General features: G+C 60.2%; 19 protein-coding genes. 10 read left to right on the forward strand and 9 right to left on the reverse strand.

Annotated features, from left to right (window positions below; translation table 11 throughout):
• The first annotated feature begins 64 nt into the window (after nucleotides 1–64).
• From ACZ9C1_RS03200 to ACZ9C1_RS03235, 8 genes are all read left to right on the forward strand, one after another.
• Entirely contained in the window at nucleotides 65–2,845 is a 2,781-nt protein-coding gene (locus ACZ9C1_RS03200; protein ID WP_476253570.1) for a type I restriction endonuclease subunit R, read from the forward strand.
• Nucleotides 2,842–4,644 (forward strand): restriction endonuclease subunit S, encoded by a 1,803-nt coding sequence (locus tag ACZ9C1_RS03205; RefSeq protein WP_476253571.1) that lies wholly within the window; start codon nucleotides 2,842–2,844, stop codon nucleotides 4,642–4,644. Before ACZ9C1_RS03200 ends, ACZ9C1_RS03205 begins: the two co-directional genes overlap by 4 nt.
• 2 nt (nucleotides 4,645–4,646) lie before the next feature.
• A complete protein-coding gene (locus ACZ9C1_RS03210; protein ID WP_476253572.1) occupies nucleotides 4,647–6,335 on the forward strand; it encodes an AAA family ATPase in 1,689 nt (562 codons plus the stop codon).
• Nucleotides 6,332–7,120, forward strand: coding sequence for a hypothetical protein (locus ACZ9C1_RS03215; RefSeq protein ID WP_476253573.1), 789 nt, complete (start codon nucleotides 6,332–6,334; stop codon nucleotides 7,118–7,120). The genes ACZ9C1_RS03210 and ACZ9C1_RS03215 overlap by 4 nt, the downstream gene beginning before the upstream one ends.
• The gene (locus ACZ9C1_RS03220; protein ID WP_476253574.1) at nucleotides 7,117–8,589 is read left to right on the forward strand and encodes a class I SAM-dependent DNA methyltransferase; all 1,473 of its coding nucleotides are present in this window, start codon (nucleotides 7,117–7,119) and stop codon (nucleotides 8,587–8,589) included. Before ACZ9C1_RS03215 ends, ACZ9C1_RS03220 begins: the two co-directional genes overlap by 4 nt.
• 22 nt (nucleotides 8,590–8,611) lie before the next feature.
• Entirely contained in the window at nucleotides 8,612–9,604 is a 993-nt protein-coding gene (locus tag ACZ9C1_RS03225; RefSeq protein ID WP_476253575.1) for a restriction endonuclease, read from the forward strand.
• Nucleotides 9,605–10,092: 488 nt separating this feature from the next.
• Nucleotides 10,093–10,329 (forward strand): hypothetical protein, encoded by a 237-nt coding sequence (locus ACZ9C1_RS03230; RefSeq protein ID WP_069017822.1) that lies wholly within the window; start codon nucleotides 10,093–10,095, stop codon nucleotides 10,327–10,329.
• 76 nt (nucleotides 10,330–10,405) lie between these two features.
• The gene (locus ACZ9C1_RS03235; protein WP_476253576.1) at nucleotides 10,406–10,714 is read left to right on the forward strand and encodes a DUF3077 domain-containing protein; all 309 of its coding nucleotides are present in this window, start codon (nucleotides 10,406–10,408) and stop codon (nucleotides 10,712–10,714) included.
• Nucleotides 10,715–10,852: 138 nt separating this feature from the next.
• Here the strand turns inward: ACZ9C1_RS03235 and ACZ9C1_RS03240 are convergent, their stop codons facing one another.
• Together ACZ9C1_RS03240 and ACZ9C1_RS03245 are read right to left on the reverse strand one after the other, a co-directional pair.
• Nucleotides 10,853–11,242 carry a hypothetical protein gene (locus tag ACZ9C1_RS03240; protein WP_476253577.1) on the reverse strand — a complete coding sequence of 130 codons (390 nt, stop codon included), beginning with the start codon at nucleotides 11,240–11,242 and terminating at the stop codon, nucleotides 10,853–10,855.
• A complete protein-coding gene (locus tag ACZ9C1_RS03245; protein ID WP_134694085.1) occupies nucleotides 11,239–11,802 on the reverse strand; it encodes a hypothetical protein in 564 nt (187 codons plus the stop codon). Before ACZ9C1_RS03245 ends, ACZ9C1_RS03240 begins: the two co-directional genes overlap by 4 nt.
• 637 nt (nucleotides 11,803–12,439) lie before the next feature.
• Here ACZ9C1_RS03245 and ACZ9C1_RS03250 point away from each other — a divergent pair.
• A complete protein-coding gene (locus ACZ9C1_RS03250; protein WP_213883658.1) occupies nucleotides 12,440–12,700 on the forward strand; it encodes a helix-turn-helix domain-containing protein in 261 nt (86 codons plus the stop codon).
• A 2-nt stretch (nucleotides 12,701–12,702) separates the two neighbouring features.
• Nucleotides 12,703–14,037 carry a type II toxin-antitoxin system HipA family toxin gene (locus tag ACZ9C1_RS03255; RefSeq protein WP_476253578.1) on the forward strand — a complete coding sequence of 445 codons (1,335 nt, stop codon included), beginning with the start codon at nucleotides 12,703–12,705 and terminating at the stop codon, nucleotides 14,035–14,037.
• A gap of 90 nt (nucleotides 14,038–14,127) precedes the next feature.
• Here the strand turns inward: ACZ9C1_RS03255 and ACZ9C1_RS03260 are convergent, their stop codons facing one another.
• The 7 genes from ACZ9C1_RS03260 to ACZ9C1_RS03290 form a co-directional block, all read right to left on the reverse strand.
• Nucleotides 14,128–18,219 (reverse strand): DEAD/DEAH box helicase, encoded by a 4,092-nt coding sequence (locus tag ACZ9C1_RS03260; protein WP_476253579.1) that lies wholly within the window; start codon nucleotides 18,217–18,219, stop codon nucleotides 14,128–14,130.
• A gap of 263 nt (nucleotides 18,220–18,482) precedes the next feature.
• Complete coding sequence (locus ACZ9C1_RS03265) at nucleotides 18,483–19,442, reverse strand: carbohydrate kinase family protein (RefSeq protein ID WP_476253580.1); 960 nt, start codon at nucleotides 19,440–19,442, stop codon at nucleotides 18,483–18,485.
• 41 nt (nucleotides 19,443–19,483) lie between these two features.
• Nucleotides 19,484–20,974: a xylulokinase gene (gene xylB, locus ACZ9C1_RS03270; RefSeq protein WP_476253581.1), complete on the reverse strand. Its 1,491-nt coding sequence runs from the start codon at nucleotides 20,972–20,974 to the stop codon at nucleotides 19,484–19,486.
• 16 nt (nucleotides 20,975–20,990) lie between these two features.
• The gene (locus tag ACZ9C1_RS03275; protein WP_476253582.1) at nucleotides 20,991–22,460 is read right to left on the reverse strand and encodes a mannitol dehydrogenase family protein; all 1,470 of its coding nucleotides are present in this window, start codon (nucleotides 22,458–22,460) and stop codon (nucleotides 20,991–20,993) included.
• An 11-nt stretch (nucleotides 22,461–22,471) separates the two neighbouring features.
• Nucleotides 22,472–23,584: an ABC transporter ATP-binding protein gene (locus ACZ9C1_RS03280; protein WP_476253583.1), complete on the reverse strand. Its 1,113-nt coding sequence runs from the start codon at nucleotides 23,582–23,584 to the stop codon at nucleotides 22,472–22,474.
• Nucleotides 23,585–23,659: 75 nt separating this feature from the next.
• A complete protein-coding gene (locus tag ACZ9C1_RS03285; protein ID WP_046856056.1) occupies nucleotides 23,660–24,493 on the reverse strand; it encodes a carbohydrate ABC transporter permease in 834 nt (277 codons plus the stop codon).
• Between the two features lie 10 nt (nucleotides 24,494–24,503).
• Nucleotides 24,504–25,427 carry a carbohydrate ABC transporter permease gene (locus ACZ9C1_RS03290; protein ID WP_102685028.1) on the reverse strand — a complete coding sequence of 308 codons (924 nt, stop codon included), beginning with the start codon at nucleotides 25,425–25,427 and terminating at the stop codon, nucleotides 24,504–24,506.
• Nucleotides 25,428–25,438 lie beyond the last annotated feature (11 nt).

Raw genomic sequence — 25,438 nt, forward strand, 5'->3', positions numbered from 1 at the left:
TGAGTCGCAGCAAGTTTTCGAAAAGCTCTAGATCAACGGAGCCAAAATCGCAGGGATAAGCATCATGACCCCAGAATCAGAAGCACGTCAGCAGATTGACCAGAAGCTACAACACGCTGGCTGGGTCATCCAGGACATGAAGCAGCTTAATTTAGGTGCGGCTCGTGGGGTGGCTGTGCGAGAGTTTCCGACTGATTCTGGGCGTGCGGATTACGTGCTTTTTGTTGACAGGGTCTCCGTCGGGGTAATTGAGGCTAAGAAAGACGGCGCGGGTGTAAACCTTACGGTCACAGAAAGCCAAACGGAGCGCTACGTCAAAGCCACACTCAAGCATCGGCAAGGCAATGCACCGCTGCGCTTCCTGTTCGAAGCAACCGGCAAGATCATCCGCTTTACCGATGGTGCCGATCCGGTGCCTCGTTCGCGCGAAATTTTCCACTTCTTCAAGCCGGAAACGCTGGCCGCCTGGCTGGCGAAGCCAGATACCCTCCGTCGCCGTCTAGCCGAACAAATGCCAGCGCTGCCAGAAAGAAATCTGCGCGAATGCCAGATCAGCGCCGTTACCGGGCTGGAAAAATCACTGGCTTTGAACAAACCCCGCGCCTTGGTGCATATGGCCACCGGCGCGGGCAAAACCTTCACCGCCATCACTGCGGTTTACCGTCTTCTTAAGTTCGGTGGTGCTAAGCGCATCCTATTTCTGGTCGATACCCGCAATCTCGGCAAGCAGGCCCATCAAGAATTCATGGCCTACACGCCACCGGACGATGGTCGCAAGTTCACTGAGTTGTACAACGTACAGCGGTTGGCCTCACCCAATATCGATCCGCATTCGCAGGTGTGCATCAGCACCATCCAGCGCATGTACTCGATTCTTAGTGGTGAGCCGATTGATGAGTCTGCCGAGGATTTCTCGCTCAACGAAGTACAACAAACTGGCAAGCAGGAAAAGCTCGTCCGCTACAACCCGGCCGTACCGGTAGAAACCTTCGACTTCATCATCATCGATGAATGCCACCGCAGCATCTACAACCTGTGGAAGCAGGTGCTCGATTACTTCGATGCCAGCCTGATCGGCCTCACCGCCACACCTGACAAACGCACCTTCGGCTTCTTCAAAGAAAACATCGTTGCTGAATACACCTACGAGCAGTCCGTGGCGGATGGTGTCAACGTAGGCTACGACGTGTTTGAGATCGAAACCGAGATCACCCAGAAGGGTGCGGAGCTGAAGGCCAAAGAGTGGGTAGACCATCGCGACCGCGCCACCCGCAAAAAGCGTTGGGGTGAAACCGAAGAAGACACCACCTACACCGGTAAGGAGCTAGATAAGTCGGTGGTCAACGTGAGCCAGATCCGCCAGGTGATTCAGGCGATGAAAACGGCGGTGGAAACGCAGATTTTCCCGGCGCGCAAAGAAACACCCAAGACCTTGATTTTCGCCAAAACCGACAGCCACGCTGACGACATCATCAACATCGTGCGCGAGGTCTATGGCCAGGGCAACGCCTTCTGCAAGAAGGTCACCTACCGTGCTGAGGAAGACGCCGACAGCATCCTCAGCGGCTTTCGCAACGACTACAATCCACGCATTGCCGTCACCGTGGACATGATTGCCACCGGCACCGACGTGAAGCCGCTTGAAGTGCTGCTATTTATGCGTGACGTGCGTAGCAAGGGTTACTACGAGCAGATGAAGGGTCGTGGTGTGCGCAGCCTCGATGGCGAAAGCCTGAAGCGTGTCAGCAACAGCGCTGATGGTGCCAAGACCCGCTTCGTCCTAATCGACGCTGTGGGCGTGGAAAAAAGCCTCAAGACCGAAAGCCGCCCGCTGGAGAAAAAGCCCGGCGTGGCTCTCAAGGACCTGCTGCAAGGCGTGGCCATGGGTAGTCGCGACGACGACACCGTGCTCTCGCTCGCCAACCGACTTGTGCGACTGGCCAAGCAGCTGGACGACAAAGCGCAGGCGCGCATCGAGAAGGTCAGCGGTGGCATTTCAGTAGGTGAACTCGGCAAAGGTCTGATCGCCGCGCTGGACCCGGACGCTATCGTGCAAGCCGCGCTAGTCACGGCCGAGGCCAAAGGCATCACGCGCTCTGAGGACACCTTGCTGCCCGAAGAGATTGAAGTCGCCCGAGCTGAGCGCGTTGCTGCAGCCTGTGCCCCCTTCGACAAACCTGAACTGCGTGACGAGATAGAAGCCGCCCGCCGTGAGCGCGAGCAGCTCATCGATCACATCAACCTCGATCAGGTCACCTTCAGCGGGTTTAGTGAACAGGCCGAAATCCAGGCCAAGGCTGTGATCCAGACATTTGCCGATTATATCGCGCAGAACAAGGATGAAATCGCCGCGCTGGACTTTTTCTACCAACAGCCCTACCAGCGCCGCGCACTCACCTTCGACATGCTCGAAGAGCTACACGAGCACCTGAGAAAGCCGCCATTGATGCTCACCACCGAACGGTTGTGGAATGCCTATGCCCGTGTGCAGGCCACGGCCGTGAAAGGTGTTGACCGCAAACGCCAGCTCACTGATCTAGTGTCCCTGCTGCGCTTTGCGCTGGGGTTGGATGGCGAACTCAAACCCTTTGCCGACGATGTAGATAAGCGATTCCAAACGTGGATCTTTCGTCACAACGCGCAGCGCGGCACGGCCTTCACTTCGGAGCAGACTGAATGGCTGCGCCTGATAAAAGACCACATTGCCAGCAGTTGCAGCATCAGCCGCGACGATTTTGATTACGCAGAACTGGCCGACAATGGCGGCTTGCAAAAAGCCTGGGGCCTGTTTGGCAAGGAGTTAGACACGCTAATGAATGAAATGAATGAGGACTTGGTGGCGTGAGTGAGTTTAGCGACGAGGCAATGCAGAGCTATCCCTTTGCCGATATCACTCTACCACTGAATTGGAGCCTTGTGGCTCTGGAGGAAGTATCAGCGGACGTGAGTCCTGGCTTTGCCAGCGGAAAACATAACTCTGATGGTGCCGGGGTACCACACCTTCGACCTATGAATGTCGATCGTGATGGTCAGATCGATCTGAAAGTTATTAAGTCAGTGGCTATGAGCAATGGCATTGAACTTCGCCAGGGTGACGTTTTATTCAATAATACAAACTCCGCAGAGCTAGTTGGCAAGACTGCAGTAGTTTCTGCTCGTGAAGGCGGCTATGCCTTCTCCAATCACATGACCCGCATTCGCCCGGAGGATGGGGTGAACTCCGTCTTTGTTGCGCGGCAATTGCATTTTCTGTGGATGGCGGGGTACATGAAGCATCGTTGTACCAACCACGTGAATCAAGCCAGTATTTCTTCAAAGACTCTGGCGAAAACCATCCCATTTCACCTACCCCCCGCCGCCGAACAAACCCGCATCGTAGCCAAACTCGAAGAGCTGCTGACCGACCTCGATGCCGGTGTAGCCGAACTCAAGGGTGCGCAGAAAAAGCTTGCACAGTACCGGCAATCACTGCTCAAAGCCGCCATGGACGGTGCTCTTACTGTCGAGTGGCGAGCAAATAACACTCCAGCAGAAAGTGGCGCGCAACTGCTCGAACGCATCCTGCAGGAGCGTCGCGCTCGCTGGGAAGCCAAACAACTTGCCAAATTTACTGAACAAGGCAAAATCCCGCCCAAGGACTGGCAGAAGAAATACCCCGAGCCGGTTCGGCCGGACATCACCGACTTACCGACGTTGCCGGAGGGGTGGGTCTGGGCGAGCGTCGACCAGCTTACCGTCGAGCAAAAGTACGGCTCTTCGTCAAAAACGAATGAGGAGCCAACTGGTGTTCCCGTCTTGCGGATGGGCAATATTAAAGATGGGGGTCTGGACTTCTCAAATTTGAAGTACCTACCTGTTTGTCATGCTGAATTTCCTAGCCTCCATCTTCAAGACGGTGATTTATTATTTAATCGCACAAACAGTCCAGAGCTGGTTGGAAAGACTGCGGTCTACCGATCTCAAATCTCACCCTGCTCATTTGCCTCGTATTTGATTAGCGTTCGATTTTCTGCTGGCTACATTCCTGAGATTGCATCAGCATTTATCAATTCGGCATATGGAAAACGCTGGATAAAATCTGTTGTGGTTCAGCAAGTCGGTCAGGCTAATGTGAATGGTTCCAAACTGTCCGCACTTGCCGTGCCGGTTCCTCCGTTTCAAGAGCAACAAGAAATAGTCTCGGCGCTTCAGGCCCAAGCCAGCGAGATTGTTGAGCAATTAAAGAGTGTTGATATTTCCCTCAAACAATCCAACGCCCAACGACAGAATATTCTGCGCGCAGCCTTCGCCGGCCTACTGGTGCCGCAAGATCCGAACGATGAGCCCGCTAGTGCTCTGCTGGAGCGTATCCGTGCCGAACGGGCGGAACGCGTTAAACAGCCCAAGACCCGCAAAACCAAGCCGAAAGAGATAGCCATCATGGTGAGCAAACTCATCGACGTGCTCGCCCAAGCGGGCGACTGGGTACCGGCTCAAGAAGCCTTCCGCCGCTGTGGTGTAGCTGATGGCGCGCTGACGGAACGCATCGAAGAGCTGTACGCCGAACTGCGCAAGCTGGATAAGGCTGGCCGCCTGGCGGTGGAGGCTGTGACCGATGCGCAAGGCCGCAAGCTGTATGACAAGCTGAAACTGTTGGCGGGCTGAGCATGCGCTTAGACAAACTCACCATAGGCAGTGCCAAGGACAGCCCAACACACCAATTCAAGAATCTGAAGAATGTCACCATCGACTTCGATCAGGATCACTGGGTGACGGTGGTGATCGGCTGGAACGGAACTGGTAAGTCCAACGTACTGGAGGCGCTGGCCATCATCTTTCGTGATCTGATCGGTAAAAAACGAACACCCGTGTTTGCCTTTCAGCTGGCCTATCGCATGGGGGCTGGCGAAAATCTTCGGCACATCCACATTGATGCCGATCCGGATCGTGAGAAAGAGCCTTTCACCATTCGCGTTGCGACAGATGCAGAAGCTCGTGGTGCTGGCACCCTGATCCCATTCATGGAGGGCGCAGCGCAGGTTTCGGCTCTGCGTGGTAAGGCTATCAAGCTCACGGCGTTCCTGAATGCGGATAACGAGTATCTGCCGCGCTATGTGTTCAGCTATTACTCGGGCGAGAGTCCGCGTATGCACGAGGTGTTTCGTCCCTATCTCGAAAACTACGACAGCAAGCTGCGTAACGGCGAAGACCCTGGCCTGAAGCGCCTGTTTTATGCCATGCCGGTGCACAGCCAGTTCGTTTTGCTGGCCTTTTTGATTCAGCAATCCGACGTTGTGCGGGCATTCCTCGATGATCACCTCGGCCTTGATCCGGACGAAGGTATTGAGTCGGTGTTATTCGTGCTGCGGCAGCCACCTTGGAAGTCGAAGGCTGCCGATGGCGACCCGCGCTTTTGGAACGCGCGGGGCGTGGTGCGCGATTTTCTGTCACGACTCTACGACATCGCGCTGGCACCAGTGGAAATCAGTCGTCGTGTTTCCACCTCGATCTGGAACAAGGAAACGCTGCAGTTTAAATATTTGTACGTAAAGGATATTGCGGCTCTTCGTCGCTTGGTTGGCAACCAGTCCCCAGCGCAGTTCTTCCGTGATCTTGAGAGCACGTATGTTTCGGAGCTCATTGAAGAGGTGCGCATCCGTGTGCGCCTGAAGAAGAACGATGGCAGCGTTACGTTCCGAGAACTCAGCGAGGGTGAGCAGCAATTGCTGACCGTATTGGGCCTGCTGCGCTTTACCGCAGAGGATGAAAGCCTGTTCCTGCTGGATGAGCCGGACACTCATTTGAATCCGCGCTGGTGCGTTGACTACCTGAACTACCTGAAGTCCTTTGTCGGCCAGAGCACTGAGGGTAAGGACAACAGTCACATTGTGCTCACGACCCACAATCCCTTGGCCATAGCAGAGTTGGTGAAGGAGCAGGTGCAGATCCTGTATCGTGAAGCAGCAAGCCGTACAGTGCGTGCCGAGAATCCTGCCGTCGATCCCAAAGGCATGGGCTTTGCCGGGATCGTGACCAGCGATATGTTCGGCTTGGGTACCAGCCTGGATAAAGCCACGAATGAGGATCTGCTAGCACTTCATCAACTCTCCACTCAGCAGCCCCCTCTCAGCGATGCGGATCGGGCCAAACTCGTTGAAATCCGCACGCGCCTTGAAGGCTTGGATTTTAACTTTGCGTCGAGGGACAGGCTGGAGCAAGAGTATCTGCGTGCCCGATTTGATCTAGCTGCAGACGGCGATATCGACGGGGCCATCGTCACGCCGGAGAACAAGCAAAAGGCTCTCGACGCTCTGGTGCAAAGCCTGCTGCGCAGCTTGCAGGAGGGTCAGGCTTGAGATTCATTCAGATTCCGACGCCCCCACATTTACCAGCACGCTGGCCCAAGGTTTATGCGGCCAGGCTCGCAAGAGTGAATTTGTTGGGCACCCAAACTCCTCGATCTGACTACATCAAGAATAACGGTAGCTGGGGCTTACTAAAAAAATGGCTCGCCAATGCCAGTGGCCAAAAATGCTGGTATTGCGAAGCGAAAAGCACGCGCGCACCGTTTGATGTCGACCACTTCCGACCCAAGCTGGGTATCACTGTGGATGGCGTGAAGCTGGCGGGTCATGACGGGTATTACTGGCTGGCCTATGAATGGTGGAATTTCCGACTGTCATGCCAGCGTTGCAATCGACCGGAAAATGACGATGCCGGCGTACAGCACGGCAAAGCCAATGAATTCCCTATTCGTGATGAGGCACAACGTTGCGCACTACCTTCGGGACAACTTAATTCGGAATTGCCCAGATTATTAGACCCTTGTGTGCAGGTTGATTGTGAGTTGCTCGCCCATGGTATTGATGGCGAAGTTAAGCCAGTCGCTCTAGATGGGACCTGGGAATACACGCGTGCGCGATACACGATTGACCGCTTGGGGTTCAATGAATGGAACACGCCAGAAACCAAAAAAAAATCTTGGCGAGTTCTCGATGATTTGATTCGACTTGCCGGTAATCAACCTGCTGTTCTCACACACTTGCAAGAACATTTATCTATCGATCACGAATACTCCAGCTTCTTCCGATCAGCCATCGGCACGCATCGAGACAAGGCTTGGGTGGAGGCACTTTTATGAATACAAGCACCCTCGTCCAGAAAGTCTGGAACTTCTGCCACACCTTGCGCGATGACGGCGTAGGCTATGGCGATTACCTCGAACAGCTCACCTACCTGCTGTTTTTGAAGCTGGCGCATGAATACGCCCAAGAGCCCTACAATCGCGACACCCACATTCCGAAAGGTTATGACTGGGCCAGCCTGACCTCCAAGGTTGGTGAGCCGCTCGAGGCTCACTATCTCGCCACTCTGCACAAGCTCGGTAGGGAGCCTGGCATGCTGGGTGCGATCTTTTTCAAGGCCCAGAACAAGATTCAGGACCCGGCCAAGCTCTCGCGCCTGGTGCAATTGATTGATGCCGAGAGCTGGATCAGCCTGGACGCCGACACCAAGGGCGATCTGTACGAAGGGTTGCTGCAGAAAAACGCCGAAGACACCAAGAGCGGTGCTGGCCAGTATTTCACGCCACGTGTGCTGATCGACGCTATGGTTGCCTGTGTACGCCCCGAGCCGATGAAGACCATTGCCGATCCCGCCTGCGGCACGGGCGGCTTTTTCTTGGGCGCATACAACTGGCTGACACGCCCGGGCGCCAAGTTGGACAAGCGTCAGAAAGAATTCCTGCGTGATCAGACTTTCCACGGCAATGAAATCGTACCGAACACGCGCCGTATGTGCTTGATGAACCTGTTCCTGCACAACATTGGCGAACTGGACGGGGAGCCTTCTGTTGAGCGTTCTGATGCCCTGATCTCCGAGCCCAAACGCAAGGTGGATTACGTGCTGGCCAACCCGCCCTTCGGCAAGAAGAGCAGCATGACCATCACCAATGAAGAGGGTGATGAAGATAAGGAAGCGCTGACCTACGAGCGCCAGGATTTCTGGGAAACCACGTCGAATAAGCAGCTCAACTTTCTACAGCATATCGTCAGCATGCTTAAGGTGGACGGTAAAGCGGCAGTGGTGTTGCCAGATAACGTTCTGTTTGAAGGCGGGGCAGGCGAAAAAATTCGTCGCAAGCTTCTCCTGAACTGCGATGTACACACAATTTTGCGCCTGCCCACCGGCATCTTCTACGCCCAGGGCGTGAAGGCCAATGTGGTGTTTTTCGACGCCAAGCCCAAGGATGGGCAGACCCACACCAAGGGCATCTGGTTCTACGATTTGCGCACCAATAAGCACTTCACTCTGAAGACGCGCCCGCTCAAGCTGGACGATTTGCAGGATTTCATCACCTGCTACAACCCGGAAAATCGTCACGAGCGAGTGGCTACCGATCGGTTCAAGTTCTTCAGCTACGAAGAACTAATGGCGCGCGACAAGGCCAGTCTCGACATCTTCTGGCTCAAGGACGACAGCCTGGACAACCTTGATGATCTGCCGCCACCGGATGTTCTCCAGCAGGAGATCATTGAGCATCTCGAAGCGGCACTGCTTGCTTTTCGAGAGGTATCTTTGAGTCTGCCTAGATCAGAAGTGGTTGATTGATTTTTATTCCGCAGGAGAAGACATGAGCCGAATGTGGATGGTACGTGGCGAATCTGGAAGCCTTTACGATGCTTTTCGCGAGCGTGAAGTGACGGCAGTCGGCTGGAGCCATTTGGCACCGCATGCAAAGCTCGGCGTTGGGCGTAAAGAGCTCACTGCCATGTATCAAGCACTTGAGCCGCAGCTCAAGAAGGGCTCTGTGGTCGCAGGCGCTTCGCAAGTGTGGCGCTTCGTCAACGAAGTCGCGGTCGGTGATTGGGTTGTGACCTACTCGCCAGCTAACCGCTTGTATCTTGTCGGTAAGGTAGTCGGTCAGGCGGAGCATCATCCGGAATGGGCAGAGCAGGGCATGGCTCTGGTGCGCAAGGTTCAGTGGCAGCAACAAGAGCTGCCCCGCGATAACTTGGGTACCAGCACCAAAAATAGCTTGGGCTCGACTTTGACCTTGTTCGAAGTACCTTCCGATGCAGCTGCTGAAGTGTTTGAGGCGTTGAAAGGCAAGCCAGTAGCGCCGAAGGAAGATGAGGCCGAGGAAAGCATTGCCGACCCGCTGGCAGATGTTGAGGCTCAGGCACTGGAGCGTATCAAGGATCGTGTAAGCGAGCTGGATTGGGATGACATGCAGCAGCTAGTAGCAGGAATTCTTCGCGCAATGGGCTACAAGACTCAAGTCTCGCCACCTGGTTCCGATCGAGGCAAGGACATCGTTGCCTCGCCTGACGGCTTCGGTTTCGAGCATCCACGTATCGTTGTGGAGGTTAAGCACCGTAAAGGGCAGATGGGTAGCCAGGAGATTCGTAGCTTCCTGGGTGGTCGACACAAGGATGATCGAGGCCTCTATGTGAGTACCGGAGGCTTTAGCAAAGACGCCCAGTACGAGGCTGATCGAGCCTCTATTCCTCTGGCGATGTGGACATTGGATCACGTGGTGCGCGCGCTCATTGAGCATTACGACGCAACCGACGCTGAGACCAAACGCATCGTGCCGTTGAAACGATTGTATTGGCCCGCGTGATTCTGGGTTCTTACTTATGAGGATTATCCAACTGAAGGATATCATCGACTCGACTGGCATCGCACGATCCACAATTTAAAAGCTCATTGGTGAGGGGGAAAGCGCCACTGCGATCGTGTTGGCCCCGCGAGAGCTCGTATGCATCCCGGGGACATATCCGCTGTGGCAGCAGACGTGCCCAGGGTCTACGGGATCAGATTTTCCCTCTTCTCTGTAGTCCGTTTCCGAAACATACTTCTACCCCCTTACAGCCCGTTGCAGCCGCTGCATCACCCATCTAGTCTCGCCAGGTCGCTGCCAATTCAGCGACCGGTTTTGACAGACCGGGAAGATAGTAACGCGCGTGCATAGCCGTCTATGGTGGCTGTACGTGGGGCACTTCGGTGCGCCGGTTTCCTATTTTCCCGGTCTGTCAACCCGCGTACAGCTGCCACCTTTCTGTTTGACAGCAGAGAACGGTAGCTCCATTTGAAAATAGGAGTTCTACCATGCTGAAAATAGTCCCCGATCCACCCCAACACGACAAATACACCACCCACACCCTCGAAGACCTCCTGGTCCAGATCTCCGAATACCTCGTCTGCGCCCTGACCGTCAGCCAGCAGACCGTCCTGCTCCACGCCAAACCCCCAGGCCAGGTACTGACCCTCGCCGCCATGCACGAAATCGACAGCGCCCGCACCCTGGTGGAAGTGGCGCTGAGCCGCGTGCAATCCCGGCACTGACCTGGCGAGCCTGGGCTCGTACTTGATGTTCACCGATCAGGCCCCGCGCCGTTCGCGGTGCCGCAGGAGGAATGGTATGGAGAAGGAATTGCAAATCCCGCGCATCAAGAAACTCGCCACCACCGGCGTCGGGCATTTCGGCGAAGGCGCGGAGGTGGGTGTGCAAGACCCGCTGTTCCGCGTGGTGGCGGGGCATCCGCTGGACCATGCGGTGGAGCAGGCGACCGTGCTGATGTGTGCGGTGCACAGGATCAGTGATCTGGCTATGGTGGAGACGGAACATCTGCCTACGCTGCTGACGGCGGTGCATTACCTCAGTGGCATGGCCAAGGCGTTGGCCCAGGATGTGAATCATGGGTTGATGGTTGGGCGGGGGGCTGAGTAGGGGGAGGGTATCTGGCTGGGGGTTTGGTTGTCTGGGCGGGCGTTATCGCGGGGCAAGCCCGCTCCCACGAATCCGCGCCTGCGAGCCCGATTCCTCGAACCCGGTCCCACAGGCCTGCTCCCGAGTTTCGGCTAGCCGTTATGGCGCCAGGTTCACGCCGTTACAGCGGCCCTTGGTGGAGAAATCATTGATCTGCCGCGCCTTGTTCACCGACATCAGGATCGTGCAGCCGCCAGGATGAGCCACGTCATCCCAGTAGTTGGTATGGACCATCACGTTGCCTTGCATCTCGGCGGTGCTGCCGATCACCTCCTTTCGCACGTAGGTGGTATCGCGGTACCAGCCCAACTGCACCCCAGCGCCGTCGGGCAACGGCTCCATGCGCATGGGTGGGCCGAAGAAGTCGATGGCCTGCTTGGCGTCGCGGCCTTGCCATTGGTTGCCCGCCATCAGCTCCGGCAGAGTCGGGATGCAGCCGGCCAACGTCGGCAGCAACAGGCCAAGAATCAGCAGCGGGCGCGTGTTCATCGTGGGGTGTTCGCCAGCATGTCGTCCAGCTCCTGCACCGCCTGGCTGTTGGCCTGCACGCCAATCAACTGGATGAACATGGCCTGGATGGTGGCGACCATCTTCGCCGCCGGCATCTTGCCGATCGACAGCATCTGGTTGCGCGCGCGGTTGTCGGGGGCGCAGACGAAGGCGAAGGTGCGCTGCAGCCAGTAGTCCTTTGGTGCGACCCAGTCTTTGGCGTTGGTTTTCACATCGCGCACGGCGCCGTCGAAGCGACGTATCGCCCGGGCGCTGTCCAGGCGGATCTGGCGCTGTTTGCATTTGACCTGCACCTCGTAGGCGGCAAGGGTCGGGAAGGCCGGGTCTTCGAACAGCTGCATGACTTGGGCCGATTGCACGCCACCGGGTTTTTGCAGGATGCCGGCGGCATCGGCAACGTAGACCTCGTTGTGCAGGCGTTCGCCTTTGCCGTAGATGATCCAGTAGTCGCCTGAGGCGGGGGCGGCGAGGGCCGGGGTGCTGCAGGTGAGGGCCAGGATGGCCAGCCATTGGCAGAGGGGTGGAAGTTTGTGGCCCATGGAGTCCTTTCCTGGTTTTTGTAATCAAGAAGGAACTATACGAGCGCTGAGTGAGCAGGGTCGATTAGGGCGGTTGTGCTAATGGCTAAAGGCCTGTGTGGGGTTCAGGTGCGGTAAACAGAGCGTCCGTGAATAGGTAGAGCACAATCGATCGGCAATGGGTATGTAGTCCCGTTCTGAAACATGTAACGGTGGGCTTGTGCCTCATTTCCCTCAAGTGATTCTGCTGTACATTCCCTTGGGCAGACCGCACAGGCGGCAGCTGTCGCAGGGGCCGGATTAAGGAGCAAAACATGTCCAAATCAAGGTTGAAAGTGGCTCTTCTAGCCGAGCGCGAAGCGCAGGAGGCTAAAAAAGCCTTTCTCGAGCTTGTGCACGCTGACATTACCGAGCACGCGGAATGTATCCAGCCCATCCCGGCATCGTTGCTGAGTCGGACGGCTCATCTTCGGGCCCGGGCGCAAGCTAATCTTGAGCGTCCCTCTAATATTGTGGCCCCTGAGCTACTAAAGTGAGGTTTTCTACAAATTTTGTAGCCCATGTGACACACAACTATCTGGGTGAGAGGTTGCCGCTATGTGGCCCAAGGGCTACATTATTCAGAGAAACCCTTCATTTTGATGCTCGAGAGCTACAAATGTCCTCTCTCTATGATGTCGCTGAAATGCTTAAAACCGTCCGGCGTGAAGCAAAGCTAAGCCAAGATGCGTTGGCCAGCCGCGCAGGTGTTTCCCGTTCCACAGTGGCGAGGATGGAGACCCTGGCCAAGGGGGACATGAGTGTCTTGGCGCTTGTCCGGCTCCTGGAAGCCGCAGGCTATGACCTGAAGCTGGTGAAGGCTGGTCACGCACGTACGGTCGAGGACATCCTCGAGGAACAACGGTCTGGGGTTGCTTGACCATGATCCTTGACGTCCATGTCCGTTCGAGGCTCGTGGCCAAGCTTTATCGGGACCGTGACGAATATGTACTGCACTATCTTCCCGGAACAGCCCGGGAGGACTTTGTCAGCTTGGCCCTGCCTGTTCGTGAAGCGCCTTGGCGCTGGCCCCGTGATTTATTCCCTTTCTTCCGGCAGAACCTTCCTGAAGGGTATTTGCTGAACGTCATCCGCGAAGCGTTCGGCCCGCTGCTCGATGGTACCGATCTGTCGATGCTGGGCTTGGTGGGTGGTACGGGTATTGGCAGGGTCTCGGTCACGCCTGAAGGTATCAAGCCTGGAATTGTGATGGAGCCTTTGGACCTCGGTCATCTGCTCAAGGCGGAAAACACCACTGAGCGGTTCGCCGAGCTTGTTCGGCAATATGCTCGGGTAGCGGTATCGGGGGTAGTGCCAAAATTCATTGCGGCAGATGCTGTTGCCCGGCGTGTCGAACCACTTGGCAAGCCGACCTTGCGCACCGGATCTCACATCATCAAAGGCTCTGATGAGACGACCCCATTCCTGGGTTTCAACGAGTTCTACACCATGCGTGTGCTGGGCCGGCTTGGTGTGGTGCCCGTAGCTTCATGCCGTATGTCCGAGGATGGCAAGGTTCTGGTAGTGGATCGTTTTGACGTGGACGACCAAGGTAACGCGTGCCGGGGCGTCGAAGATGCCTGTGGGCTGCTAGGGCTGCCTCCACATGAAAAATATGCGCCCACGACAGAGCGCGTCTGGAATGCCTGTCGGGCCTACTTGTCCGCGGAACACCTCAAGGCGCAACGTGAGCACTTTGGCTGGCAGCTATTGACCAACTATGTGGTGCGCAATGCGGATTGCCACGCGAAGAATATTGCACTGCTTTACACCTCGCTGACTGATGTGGCGTTCACGCCCGTCTTTGATTTGGTTACCACGCAAGCCTACCCTCGCTTCGCCAACAACCCGCCTGGACTCTCCGTTGGTGGAAGGCAGACCTGGACACCTGGGCGCTCACTGGAGTCATTTTTCAAAGGTGTTCTGAGCATATCGCCACGGCAGTACGCGGCGATGATCGAGCAGCTTTGCGAGTCTGCCGTGGCGGTTGGAAAGGAAGTCATCGAAGCGTCGAAAAACGAACCTGCGTGGCGTGATGTTGCCAAGAACATGGTGCATGCTTGGAACGTCGGCATGGAAGCCTTGCGCAGCCCGAAGGCGGCTCCACATTTTCGAGGTCTGGATGCTGCCATTGCGGGCGCAGGCTTTTCTGGGCCGGGCAAGCCTGAACGCAGCGGTGAGGTGATTGGCCGTTCTGAATTGTTGGGCAAAAGGTAACATCGCTCTGGATTGCCGGGTGAGGCCTGCGGTGTGCTTCGCCTTCCCGGCAACCCCGATACAGGCCATGCTTTTCCTACGCCCACCCAATCATTGCAGCGACCCCGCAAGCAGCGCCAACAGGGCATCAGCATCCAGCTTGGCACTCACTTCGCCACCCTCCAACAGGCTGTCGGCCAGGTCTCGTTTGCGAGCATGCAGGGCGACGATCTGCTCCTCGATGGTGTTCTCGGCTACCAGCCGGTAAATCGTCACCGGACGCTGCTGGCCGATGCGGTAGGCACGGTCACTGGCCTGATCCTCCACCGCCGGGTTCCACCAGGGATCGAGGTGGATCACATAGTCGGCGGCGGTAAGGTTTAGGCCGCTGCCGCCAGCTTTCAGGCTGATGAGGAAGACTTCACCCGCGCCAGCCTGGAAGGCATTGACTCGGCTTTCCCGTTCCTTGGCCGGCACGCTGCCATCGAGGTACTGGTAGGCGATGCCTTTTTCATCGAGCCAGGTACGGACGATACTCAGGTGGTCGACGTACTGGCTGAAGACCAAGGCCTTGTGGCCATTGTCCAACAGCTCTTCGACGATTGCGGTGACCGCCTGGAACTTGCTGCCAGGCAGGGTCGAGCCGGGAGTCACCAGGGCCGGGTGGCAGCAGAACCGGCGCAGGCGGGTGATCTCCGTCAGGATCTGGAATGATCTGCCTGCTCCGGGCGCCAGATCAGAGACATTGCTCACCGCTTGCTGGCGAAGGGCCTCATAGAGGTGAGCCTCTTCATCGGACAGCGGTACTTTGTAGGTGATCTCTGTGCGCGCGGGTAATTCGTCGAGCACCTGGCTTTTCAGACGGCGCAGGATAAAGGGCTGGATGAGCGCTTTCAGAGCCCGTCGGGCTGCTGCATCGCCCTGTTCGATAGGGGTAGCGAAGCGGCTGTTGAAGTGTTCCTGGCTGCCGAGCAGCCCTGGGTTGATGAAGCGGAACAGGTTCCACAACTCGCCCAAGTGGTTTTCCAGCGGGGTGCCAGTGGCGACCACGCGGAAATCGGCCTGCAAGGCCATTACCGCTTGAGAGCGTTTGGTCTGGGCATTCTTGATGGCCTGGGCCTCGTCCAGCACGACGCTGTGCCAGTGGCAGGTGGCGAAGGCTGCGCTGTCCTGCTGCAGCAACCCGTAGCTGGTGATCACCAGGTCGCCGGGGCCGAGATCTGCCAGACTGCGCGCTTGCTGATACATATGCAGTTTCAGTTGTGGCGCGAAACGCCGGCTCTCAGCCTGCCAGTTGAGGGTCACCGACGTCGGTGCCACGACCAGTTGCGGGCCACCGGCGGCCCGCTGCAGCAGAACGGCCAGAAGCTGTACCGTCTTGCCCAGGCCCATGTCGTCGGCCAGGCAGGCACCGACACCCCATTGAGCCAGGCGTGCCAACCAGGTGAAACCCTCATGCTGATAGGCGCGCAGGTCGGCCTGCAAGGTGCGAGGGAGCTGGGGCTGGTGGTCGCGCATCGACTGTAGTTTATCGAGGTGCGCCTGCCAGCTTTTATCGGCCTTGAACTCACTCACCTCGGCGGCCAGCCCGGCCAGCAACGGGGTAGTCAACGGGCTGAGGCGAAGGCCCTGGTCCGTGACCCGATCAGCCAGATACGCCAGTTCCTCCAGGCGTTGGCGCAAGCGCTTGTCGAGTGCCAGCCAGTCACGCTCGTCGAGTTTGAGGAAGCGTCCGGGGCCGGCCTTGAGCAGTTCCAGAAGCTGGCGCAGTTGCAGTACCTTGCCGTCATCGAGTGCGACTTCCCCTTGCAGGATGAACCAGTCACCCTGTTTGCGCAGGCCCAGCTTGAGCGCGTCGAGGTTCACGCGGCCTTTTATGCGCAGGCGCTCGCCCTCTGGCCAGACGCAGTGCAGCAAACTGCCGTCCAATGCATGCAGTTCGCCGAGTACCTGCAAGGCATCCTGAGGCTGGTCCAGCTGCCATTCCTGGCCATCGCTATTGGCGTTGGCCAGGCCGGGGCAGTCATGCAATACCTGTTGCAGTGCCTGGCGTTCGCCTGCCAGGTCGCGGCAGACCTGCAAGGGTTTGCCGTCGCGCTCGCCAAGCAGGTTCTGCGCGCCCTGGCCCGGGCGAAACCAGCTGCTTTCGGCCAAAGGGCGCACCAGCAGTTGCAAGCGCAAACCCTCGGCAAGTGGCAGCAAATGCGCGTACAGGCGCGTATCGGCAGGTTCCTGTTCAAGGTTCACCGAGAGCTCGGGCAGGTCCGAGTGGATGGGTAGCAGCGGTGCGATGGCACTGACGGCTTCGATCAGTTGCGCCTTGCCCGATTGCGGTACGCGCAGGCCGTCGCCGATGATCCTGGCGATCTGGCGCAGATCGCTGTTGACCGGATAGAGCTGCAAGCGGGTCGGTGTCTGCTGATCGATGTAGAAGGTCTCGGCGGTGACGACGCCCGGAGGCTCGAGACGCAGATGGATCTGTCCGTCCTCGGCCTGAAGGTGCAAGCTGGCTTCGCCTGCCTGGAGATCGATGCGTGTGTCAGGGGCATCTTGCCAGAACAACGCCGGATGACCGACCAACCTGGGCAGGGCCATGCCAAGCGGCAATTCGTACTCGGCGTGGTAGTAGGACTGGCTGACTTGAATCGCGCTGATCACCTGGCGGTCTTGCTCGCAGAGAAAGTCCAGGCTGTCGCCCTCGTCCATGAGGCGTTTGAGTGCCACTGGGCGGCCCTTGCTCCATTGTCCCTTGGCCCCCAGTTTCTGCTCGCGCGGCTCAAGCTGGTTGCCGTAGCGATGAAGATTCAACAACCACGCCAGGCGGGTGCTCTTCTTGCCAGCCGCGGTGACCGGTGCATTGGCCGGTTTCAGCTGACTCAATGCGCTAAGGGCATGCTGCCAGGCTTCCTGGCGCTGAAGCAGCGCAGTCAGTGGTTTGAAACCTGCATCGTGATGCAGGTCGTGAAGTTGCCGGGGCACGCCGAATTGCATGGCGATCAGGGCGTCGAATTCTGCCGCCAGCCAGTTGTAACCCTGTTGATCGAGTCCGCCTCGGTAACCTTCCAGCTTCGCGCGCCAATCGGGCCCACGCGCGAGTGGGGCATCCAGCCAGTACAGTGCCAGGGAGAGCATCAGCCCATCCAGGCCATTGAGGGTGGTTGACCGTAGGTAGGACAAGTCCGGCGTGTTGCCTTGCAAGCGCTCGAACACTTGATAGAGCGCCGGATAAGCGCTGCCGTAGTTTTCCTTTGTGCCTAGAGCCAGTGCCTGTTTGAGCGCAGCGTAGTGCTGGCTGTCGTTTTCAGCGATCAGCGCCAGGCAGTACAGTGCATTGTTCAAGGGTGGCAGGTCGATTTTGCGCTTCTTGGTCTGTTTGCGCTGGTCGGTGAGCCAGGCTCGCAGCAATCGCAGGGTCTCGTCGGGCTGGCCGCGCAGCAGCGACTGCAGGCACTGTGTCGTCAGCGGCAGCTCTTGCTCGCCATAGTGTTGCAGCGCCGCCCAGTCGCCACGCCAAAGCGCCTGTTGAACCAGTTGCAGGCGCAATGCGAGAGAGGGCTTGAGTGCCATCTCCTGCTTGGCCAATGCATAGCTCTCGTCTGCCGGCCCAAGCAGGTCGTTGTTCAGGCGCAGGTGATCCTCGATCAGCAGCCTCCGCACCGTCTCGTCCAGTTGGCCGATCACTTCCCGCCCGGCCGGATCGCACTGCAGCAGGCGCATAGGGTGCTGGGCATGCCACTCGCTCACCGGGAGCAGCCTGTACGACAGGTACAGCGAGTCGGGCAGTCGCTGGCGGTCACCGCTAAGCAGGCGTAGCCAGAGTTCTTGCAGTACTCGGGGTCTGCCAGGCATTTGCCATTGCCCAAGTGCAGGCAAACTGGCGTTGATCTGATGCAAGCGCAGGCTCCCCTCGGCTGTGCCCAGCAGGCTGAGGAGCACGCTGTTACGACACTGTGCCGTCACGCAGAAATATTGCCCTTCGTTGCGCTGCTCCACTTCGACCCAGCCCTGGCTTTGCAACCACTCCAGCAAGGCGGGCAAGGTCGTGGCGTCAAGCAGCCTGCCACCATCGTCACGGATCTCCATGGCCCGCAGCAGTTTGAGCAGCGAGGTCTTACCTTTGCCAGGAACCGAGGTTACCAGCGCATAGAGAACAGCCTTGCAATGATCAGGCAGCGAATGGGGGGAGAGGGTGCTAAGGGACATCCTGGATCTCTTTGATGCGGTTGTGGCACGGGTGCCCTGGGTCAAGTCGCCTGGTGATACCCGCGCTGAGGTCGGCCTTGGCAGCAACTTGGCTCTGTATCTACCTGGTGCAGTACTTGATTCGGAATGCGAAAAATCCGGTGAAAGAGGATAGCACCAGGCATCGCTTCAATGCGGGCGTTTGGACGGTGACTTGGCCGCACGCTTGCGGGGCTGAAATCGCCGGGACCGCTTTGCGGTCCTTTCGCGACGCAAGGCCGCTCCTACAGGGGGGCGGCGTATGGGTTGGCTGGTAGCTCATGGTCGAAGGGCAGGTTCGGGCCTGTTCGGGAGCAGGTGATTGCTGCGGCATGGATTGCGTAGGCGAGGATTGAATCGATGGTTTTATGGGGGAGCTTCGCCACACCGGCCGGGCTGTCTGCTCCTAGGCGAGCCAGATAGGCGAGCACGGCGGCTTGGAAGGTGTCACCGGCGCCGACGGTATCGCATACCGGCAATGAGGTATCCGCTGGGCGCTGCCATGACCCATGCGCGCAATGCACGCTGGCACCGTCTGCTCCATGGGTGATGAAAACCAGTCGGCAGCGATCGTTCAGCCAGCCTCGCGCCACATCACGGGTCTCCCGGCCCGGATAGAGCAAGGCGATATCTTCCTCACTGGCCTTGATCACATGCGCATGCCCGGCAAACGCCTCGACCTGCCGCCGCCACAACGCCACATCCGGCTGCGGATTAAGCCGTACATTCGGATCAAGGCTGATCAGTCGTCGGTCCCGCTCGCGCTCTACCAACGCCATCAGTGTATCGGCCACGGGCTGCACCACCAGGGTGTACGAGCCCACATGCAACCCCCGCACACGCTCATCCAGCAGCGGCAGATGCTCCAGTTTCACCTGCCGATCCGCACACCCTTCACCACGAAACTGATACTGCGCCGAGCCATTGGCATCCAGCCCGACCATGGCCAGTGTGGTCGGCGCATCGCTGGTCACCACATAGCGGCAGTCCACCCGTTCCTCTTCCAGCACCCGGCGTAGCCGGGCACCGAGGTAGTCGCTGGACAACCCGCCAAACAACGCCGACGCCACGCCCAACCGTCGCAGGCCGACGGCCACGTTGAACGGCGACCCGCCAGCAATCGCGGTAAACCCCAGCTCGCTGCTGCGGTTGCTGTTTTCCAGGCTGAAGACATCGAACAGGGCCTCGCCACACACCAGGTACATGCAGTTCTCCAGAGCGATAGATAAGGGCAGGATACCTGCGCTCAGTGCGCAGGCAGTTGATCCCGGTAGCGTTGATAGGCGACCTCGTACTCGGCCTGTTGCGCCGGGCGGGGCAGGGTGCGGGTGCTTTCGTCGAGGGCGACGCAGCGTTCGCACAGAGTTTCGAGGCTGTCGCCCTGGCCCAGCTGGCGGCCGAGGCTCCAGGCGGCCTGGATTGCGGCGCCGAGGGCGGCGGCTTCGGTCTGTTGGGGGCATACCACCGGCAGGCCGAGCAGGTCGGCCAGCACCTGTCGCCACAACGGACTTTTCGCCGCGCCGCCGACCAAGCGGATTTCGCTGCCTGGCAGGCCGCTGGCGCGCAGCAGGTCGAGGCCGTAACGCAGGCTGAAGCAGGTGCCTTCGAGCACGGCGCGGCAGAGGTTGGCGCGGGTCAGGTTGGCGCTGGTCATGCCGTGCAGGCTGGCCGTGGCTTCGGGCAAGGCGGGCACGCGTTCGCCGTCGAAGAAGGGCAGCATCAGCAGGCCGTCGGAGCCGATCGGGGCTTGGGCGGCGAGCTCAGTGAAACGGTCAAGGTCGAGTTCCAGCAGGTCGCGCACCAGGGCGCAGGCACTGGTGAGGTTCATGGTGCAGATCAACGGCAGCCAGCCGCCGCTGGAGGCGCAGAAGGTCGCCACTTCGCCCAAGGCGCTGACGTGGGGCTGGTCGGCATGGGCGGCCAGGGTGCCGGAGGTGCCGAGGCTCAGGGTGATCATGCCGGGGGCGATATTGCCGGTGCCGATGGCGCCGAGCATATTGTCGCCGCCGCCCGTGGCTACCCAGGTCTGTGGGCTCAGGCCGAGTGCCGTGGCGGCCTGTTCGCGCAGGGTGCCGATGCAATCGCCGGATTCGACCAGCTCGGGTAGCGCGGCCAAAAGACGTGCGCCTGGCTCGATGTGCTGAAGGATATCGGGCGCCCAGGTGCGTCGGCGTACATCGTAGTAGCCGGTGCCGGAGGCGTCGCCGGGCTCCGTGCAGGCGCGACCAGTCAGCCAGTAATTGAGGTAATCGTGGGGCAGCAGGATATGGGCGAGGCGGGCGAACATCTCGGGATGTTGGCGCTGGGTCCACAGCAACTTGGACACGGTATAGCCCGGCGCGATCACCAGCCCGAGGCGTTCGAGCGAGCCCTGGGCGCCGCCGAGGGCATCGAGCAACTCCGCGTTATCAGGCGCGCTTTCGGTGTCGCACCAGAGCTTGGCCGGGCGCAGCACCTGGCCTTGGGTGTCGAGCAGCACCAGGCCGTGTTGTTGGCCGGACACCGCCAATGCGCGAATGGCCTGGCCATCCACGCCGGCATCGCGCAAGGCAGCGGACACCGCCGTGCGCAGGGCTTGCAGCCAGTCGGCCGGGTCCTGTTCGCGCCGGCCATCGCGACCTCGGGGCGGCGCATGGGCGGCGCTGCCCAGGCCCAGCACCTGGCCGCTGCCGGCGTCCAGCACCAGGGCCTTGGTGCCCTGGGTGCCGCAGTCGATGCCGAGGAACAGTCCGTCCATTTCGAAAACCTCCGTGTCAGTCGCCGAGGACCTGGCGCAGGGTTTCACTCACGCCGACTTCGCGCAAGCTGTCGTACAGGCGCTCGAATGCGCTGACGAAGGCTTTGGATGCGGGGACTGCACTGCCGAAGATCGCCTCGTCGCCGAGCACCCGGGCGGCCAGGCCGTCGCGCTGCGCCACCCGGGCCTGGCAGTCGGCGGCGCGGGGGTCGGGGATGCTGTAGCGGGTGCCCTGTTCGTCCTCGCCGCGCAGGTACAGGGCCCAGGCGGCCACCACCAGGGCCACGCGCTCCAGGGGCTTACCGTCGGCGATCAGGCGGTTGGCGGTGGGCACGATGAACTTGGGGAACTTCGACGAGCCGTCGGAGCACACGCGCTCCAGCTGGTCGGCGATGGCGCGGTTGGCGAAGCGTTCGGTGAGGCTGTGCTTGTAGCGCGTCAGGTCGATGCCCGGTACCGGGGCCAGTTGCGGGGTGACGTCCTGGTCCATGAAGGTGCGCATGTAGCGGTGCAGCAGTGGGTCGGCGAGGGTTTCGTGGACGAAGCGGTAGCCTTGCAGAAAGCCCAGGTAGGTGAGGGCCAGGTGGCTGCCGTTGAGCAGCTTGATCTTCATTTCTTCATAGGGCGTGACGTCGTCGGTGAACTGCACGCCGACCTGCTCCCAGGTCGGGCGGCCGGCGACGAACTTGTCTTCCACCACCCATTGCAAAAACGGCTCGCACACCACCGGCCAGGCATCGTCGACGCCGTGGCCCTCGAGCAGCTGCTGGCGGTGGGCCGGGCTGGTCATCGGGGTGATGCGGTCGACCATGGCATTGGGGAAGCTGACGTGGCCGTCGATCCAGCGGGCCAGGTCGTGGTTCTGCAGGTGGGCGAAGGCCAGCAGGGCCTTGCGGGCGACGTCGCCGTTGTGCGGGAGGTTGTCGCAGGACATCACCGTGAACGGCCCACTGCCGGCCTCGCGGCGGCGGCGCAGGGCTTCGCAGAGGAAGCCGAACACGCTCTGCGGGGCTTGCGGGTTGGCCAGGTCGTGCTGGATCTGCGGCAGGTCGGCGCGGAATTCGCCGGTGCTGTCGTCGATGCAGTAGCCGCCTTCGGTGATGGTCAGCGAGACGATGCGGATGTTGGGTTCGGCCAGTTTGGCCAGCAGCGCTTCGGCGCCGTCCTCGGCCAGCAGCATGCCGTTGATCGCGGCGATCACGCGGACCTGGGTGTCGGGCTGGTCGCCCAGCTCGACCAGGGTGTAGAGGTGGTCTTGCGCGGCCAGGGCATCGCGCATGGCGCGGTCTTGGCGGCGCAGGCCGGCACCGCAGATGGCCCAGTCGAGGCCTTCGCCCAGGTTCATCAGGGCGTCGGTGTAGGCGGCCTGGTGGGCGCGGTGGAAGCCGCCGACGCCGATGTGCACGATGCCCTGGCGCAATTGGCTTGGGTCGTAGCTGGGGCGGGCTACCGCCAGGCGGGGGAGGTTGTGTTGGTTGAGTTTCATCCTGAAGGTCCTTAGGCCGCCTGTTGCAGGCGCTTGTCGAGGGCTTGGCCGTTGCTGTCGAACAGGTGGCAGTGGACGGGGTCGAAGGTCAGTTCCAGGGCCTCGCCGAAGGTCGGCGCGAAGTCGCCGCGCACGCGCACGGTGAGCATCTCGCCGGACGCGGCGCGCACATGGCAGTAGCTGTCGCTGCCCAGCCGCTCGCTGACATCGGCCGTCACCTGCAGCGAGCCCGGCGCGCCCTGGCACACCGGGCTGATGCTCAGGTGCTCGGGCCTGATCCCCAGGGTCACCTGGCTGCCGGTGTGCAGCTCGCCCGCGCACAGCGGCAGGGCGATGCGCGCACCACATTCGAGGGCTACCTCGCACTGGTTGCCCTGGTTACGGCTCAGGTGGCCACGCAGGAAGCCCATCTTCGGTGTGCCGAGAAACCCCGCGACGAACAGGTTGGCCGGATGGTGGTACAGCTCCAGCGGCGAGCCCACTTGCTCGACGCGCCCGCCGTTGAGTACCACCACCTTGTCGGCCAGGGTCATGGCCTCGACCTGGTCGTGGGTCACGTAGATCATCGTCGCGGCCAGCTCCTGGTGCAGGCGCGCCAGCTCCAGGCGCATCTGCACGCGCAGGGCGGCGTCGAGGTTGGACAGCGGCTCGTCGAACAGGAAGATCTTCGGGTTGCGCACGATGGCGCGGCCGATCGCCACCCGCTGGCGCTGACCGCCGGAGAGCTGGCGCGGCTTGCGTTCGAGCAGCGGTTGCAGCTCGAGTATGCGTGCGGCGTTGTCGACCTTGGCGGTGACCTCGTGCTTGGCGACGCCGGCCAGGTCCAGGGCGAAGGACAGGTTCTTGCGCACGGTCATGTGCGGGTACAGGGCGTAGGTCTGGAACACCATGGCCAGGTCGCGCTTGGCCGGGGCGGTGTCGGTGATGTCGGCGCCGTCGAGGGTGATACTGCCGCTGCTGACCTCCTCGAGGCCAGCGATCAGGCGCAGCAGGGTGGACTTGCCGCAGCCGGAGGGGCCGACGAACACCACGAACTCGCGGTCGCGCACGTCCAGGTCGATGCCCTTGATGATGGCGTGGCCATCGAAGCCTTTGTGCAGGTTGCGGATTTTCAGGTCAGCCATGATGGGTGTCCTTGTCAGAGCCGTGGAAAGGAAGGCGTGGAAAGGGGCTGGCGTGGGAGCGTGCATGGCAGGAAGTCATTTCACAGCACCGAATGAAAGCCCGCGCACCAGCTGCTTCTGGCTGATCCAGCCAAAGATCAGGATCGGTGCGCAGGCCAGGGTCGAGACGGCCGAGAGCTTGGCCCAGAACAGCCCTTCGGGGCTGGAGTAGGAGGCCACCAGCGCGGTCAGCGGGGCGGCGGCGGACGAGGTCAGGTTGAGCGACCAGAACGCCTCGTTCCAGCACAGGATCAGCGACAGCAGCAGGGTCGAGGCCAGTCCGCCGCGGGCGATCGGCAGCAGCACGCGGACGATCTCCTGCCAGGTGCCGGCGCCATCCAGGCGCGCGGCTTCGAGGATGTCCACGGGGATGTCCTTGAAGTAGGTGTACACCATCCACACGACGATCGGCAGGTTGATCAGGGTGTAGACGATGACCAGCGCCAGGCGCGAGTCGAGCAGGCCGAACTGCTTGGCCAGCAGGTAGATCGGCATCAGCACGCCCACCGGTGGCAGCATCTTGGTCGACAGCATCCACAGCAGCGTGCGCTTGGTGTGGCGGGTTTCGAAGAAGGCCATCGAATACGCCGCCGGCACGGCGATCAGCATGCACAGCAGGGTCGCCGAGAACGAGATCAGCACCGAGTTCCAGGCGTAGGCGAAGTAGTCGCTGCGCTCATTGATGTGCAGGTAGTTCTCCAGCGTCGGCGCGAAGATGAACTGCGGCGGCGTGGCAAAGGCGTCCAGCTCGGTCTTGAAGCTGGTGAGCAACATCCAGAAAATCGGGAAGAAGATCACCAGGGCGATGGCCCAGCACAGCAGGCCGAGCAGGGCGTTCTTCAGGGTGCGAGTTTGCTTGAGTGTCAGCATGGCGGGCTCCTCAGCTGCGCGCGGTGAGGTTCTTGCCGATCATGCGAACCAGCACGATGGCGGCGATATTGGCGATCAGCACGGCGATCAGGCCACCGGCCGAGGCCATGCCGACGTCGAACTGCAGCAGCGCCTGGTTGTAGATCAGGTAGGCGAGGTTGGTGGACTCGTATCCGGGGCCGCCGCTGGTGGTGGTGAAGATCTCGGCGAACACCGACAGCAGGAAGATGGTCTCGATCATCACCACCACGGCGATGGGCCGCGCCAGGTGCGGCAGGGTCAGGTGCCAGAAGATCGCCAAGGGGCCTGCGCCATCCAGGCGCGCGGCTTCCTTCTGTTCCTGGTCCAGCGACTGCATGGCGGTCATCAGGATCAGGATGGCGAACGGCAGCCACTGCCACGAGACGATCAGGATGATCGACAGCAGCGGGTAGTGCGCCAGCCAGTCCACCGGTTGCGCGCCGAACAGGCGCCACACGGCGGCGAGGATGCCCGACACCGGGTGGAAGATCAGGTTCTTCCACAGCAGCGCGCTGACCGTGGGCATGATGAAAAACGGCGAGATCAGCAGCACCCGGACCACGCCGCGGCCCCAGAACTCGCCGGCCTCCAGCAGCGCGGCGATCAGCACGCCGAGCACCACGCTGATCGCCAGCACGCTGCCGACCAGGGTCAGGGTATTCAGGGCGCCGGGCACGAAGCCCGCGTCGGTGACGAAGAAGGCGAAGTTCTCCAGGCCCACGAACTGGTTTTCGCCGGGGTACAGCAGGTTGTAGCGGATCAGCGAGAAATACAGGGTCATGCCCAGGGGCACGATCATCCACAACAGCAGCAGCGCCACCGAAGGGCTGACCAGGAACCAGCCGGGGCCGACGCGGCGTTTGCCGGGGCGCGCGGTGGCGAGGCTCGGGGTGTCGAGGGCCGATGTGTTCATGGCGACTCCGT

The sequence above is a fragment of the Pseudomonas sp. TE21435 genome (assembly GCF_056279265.1).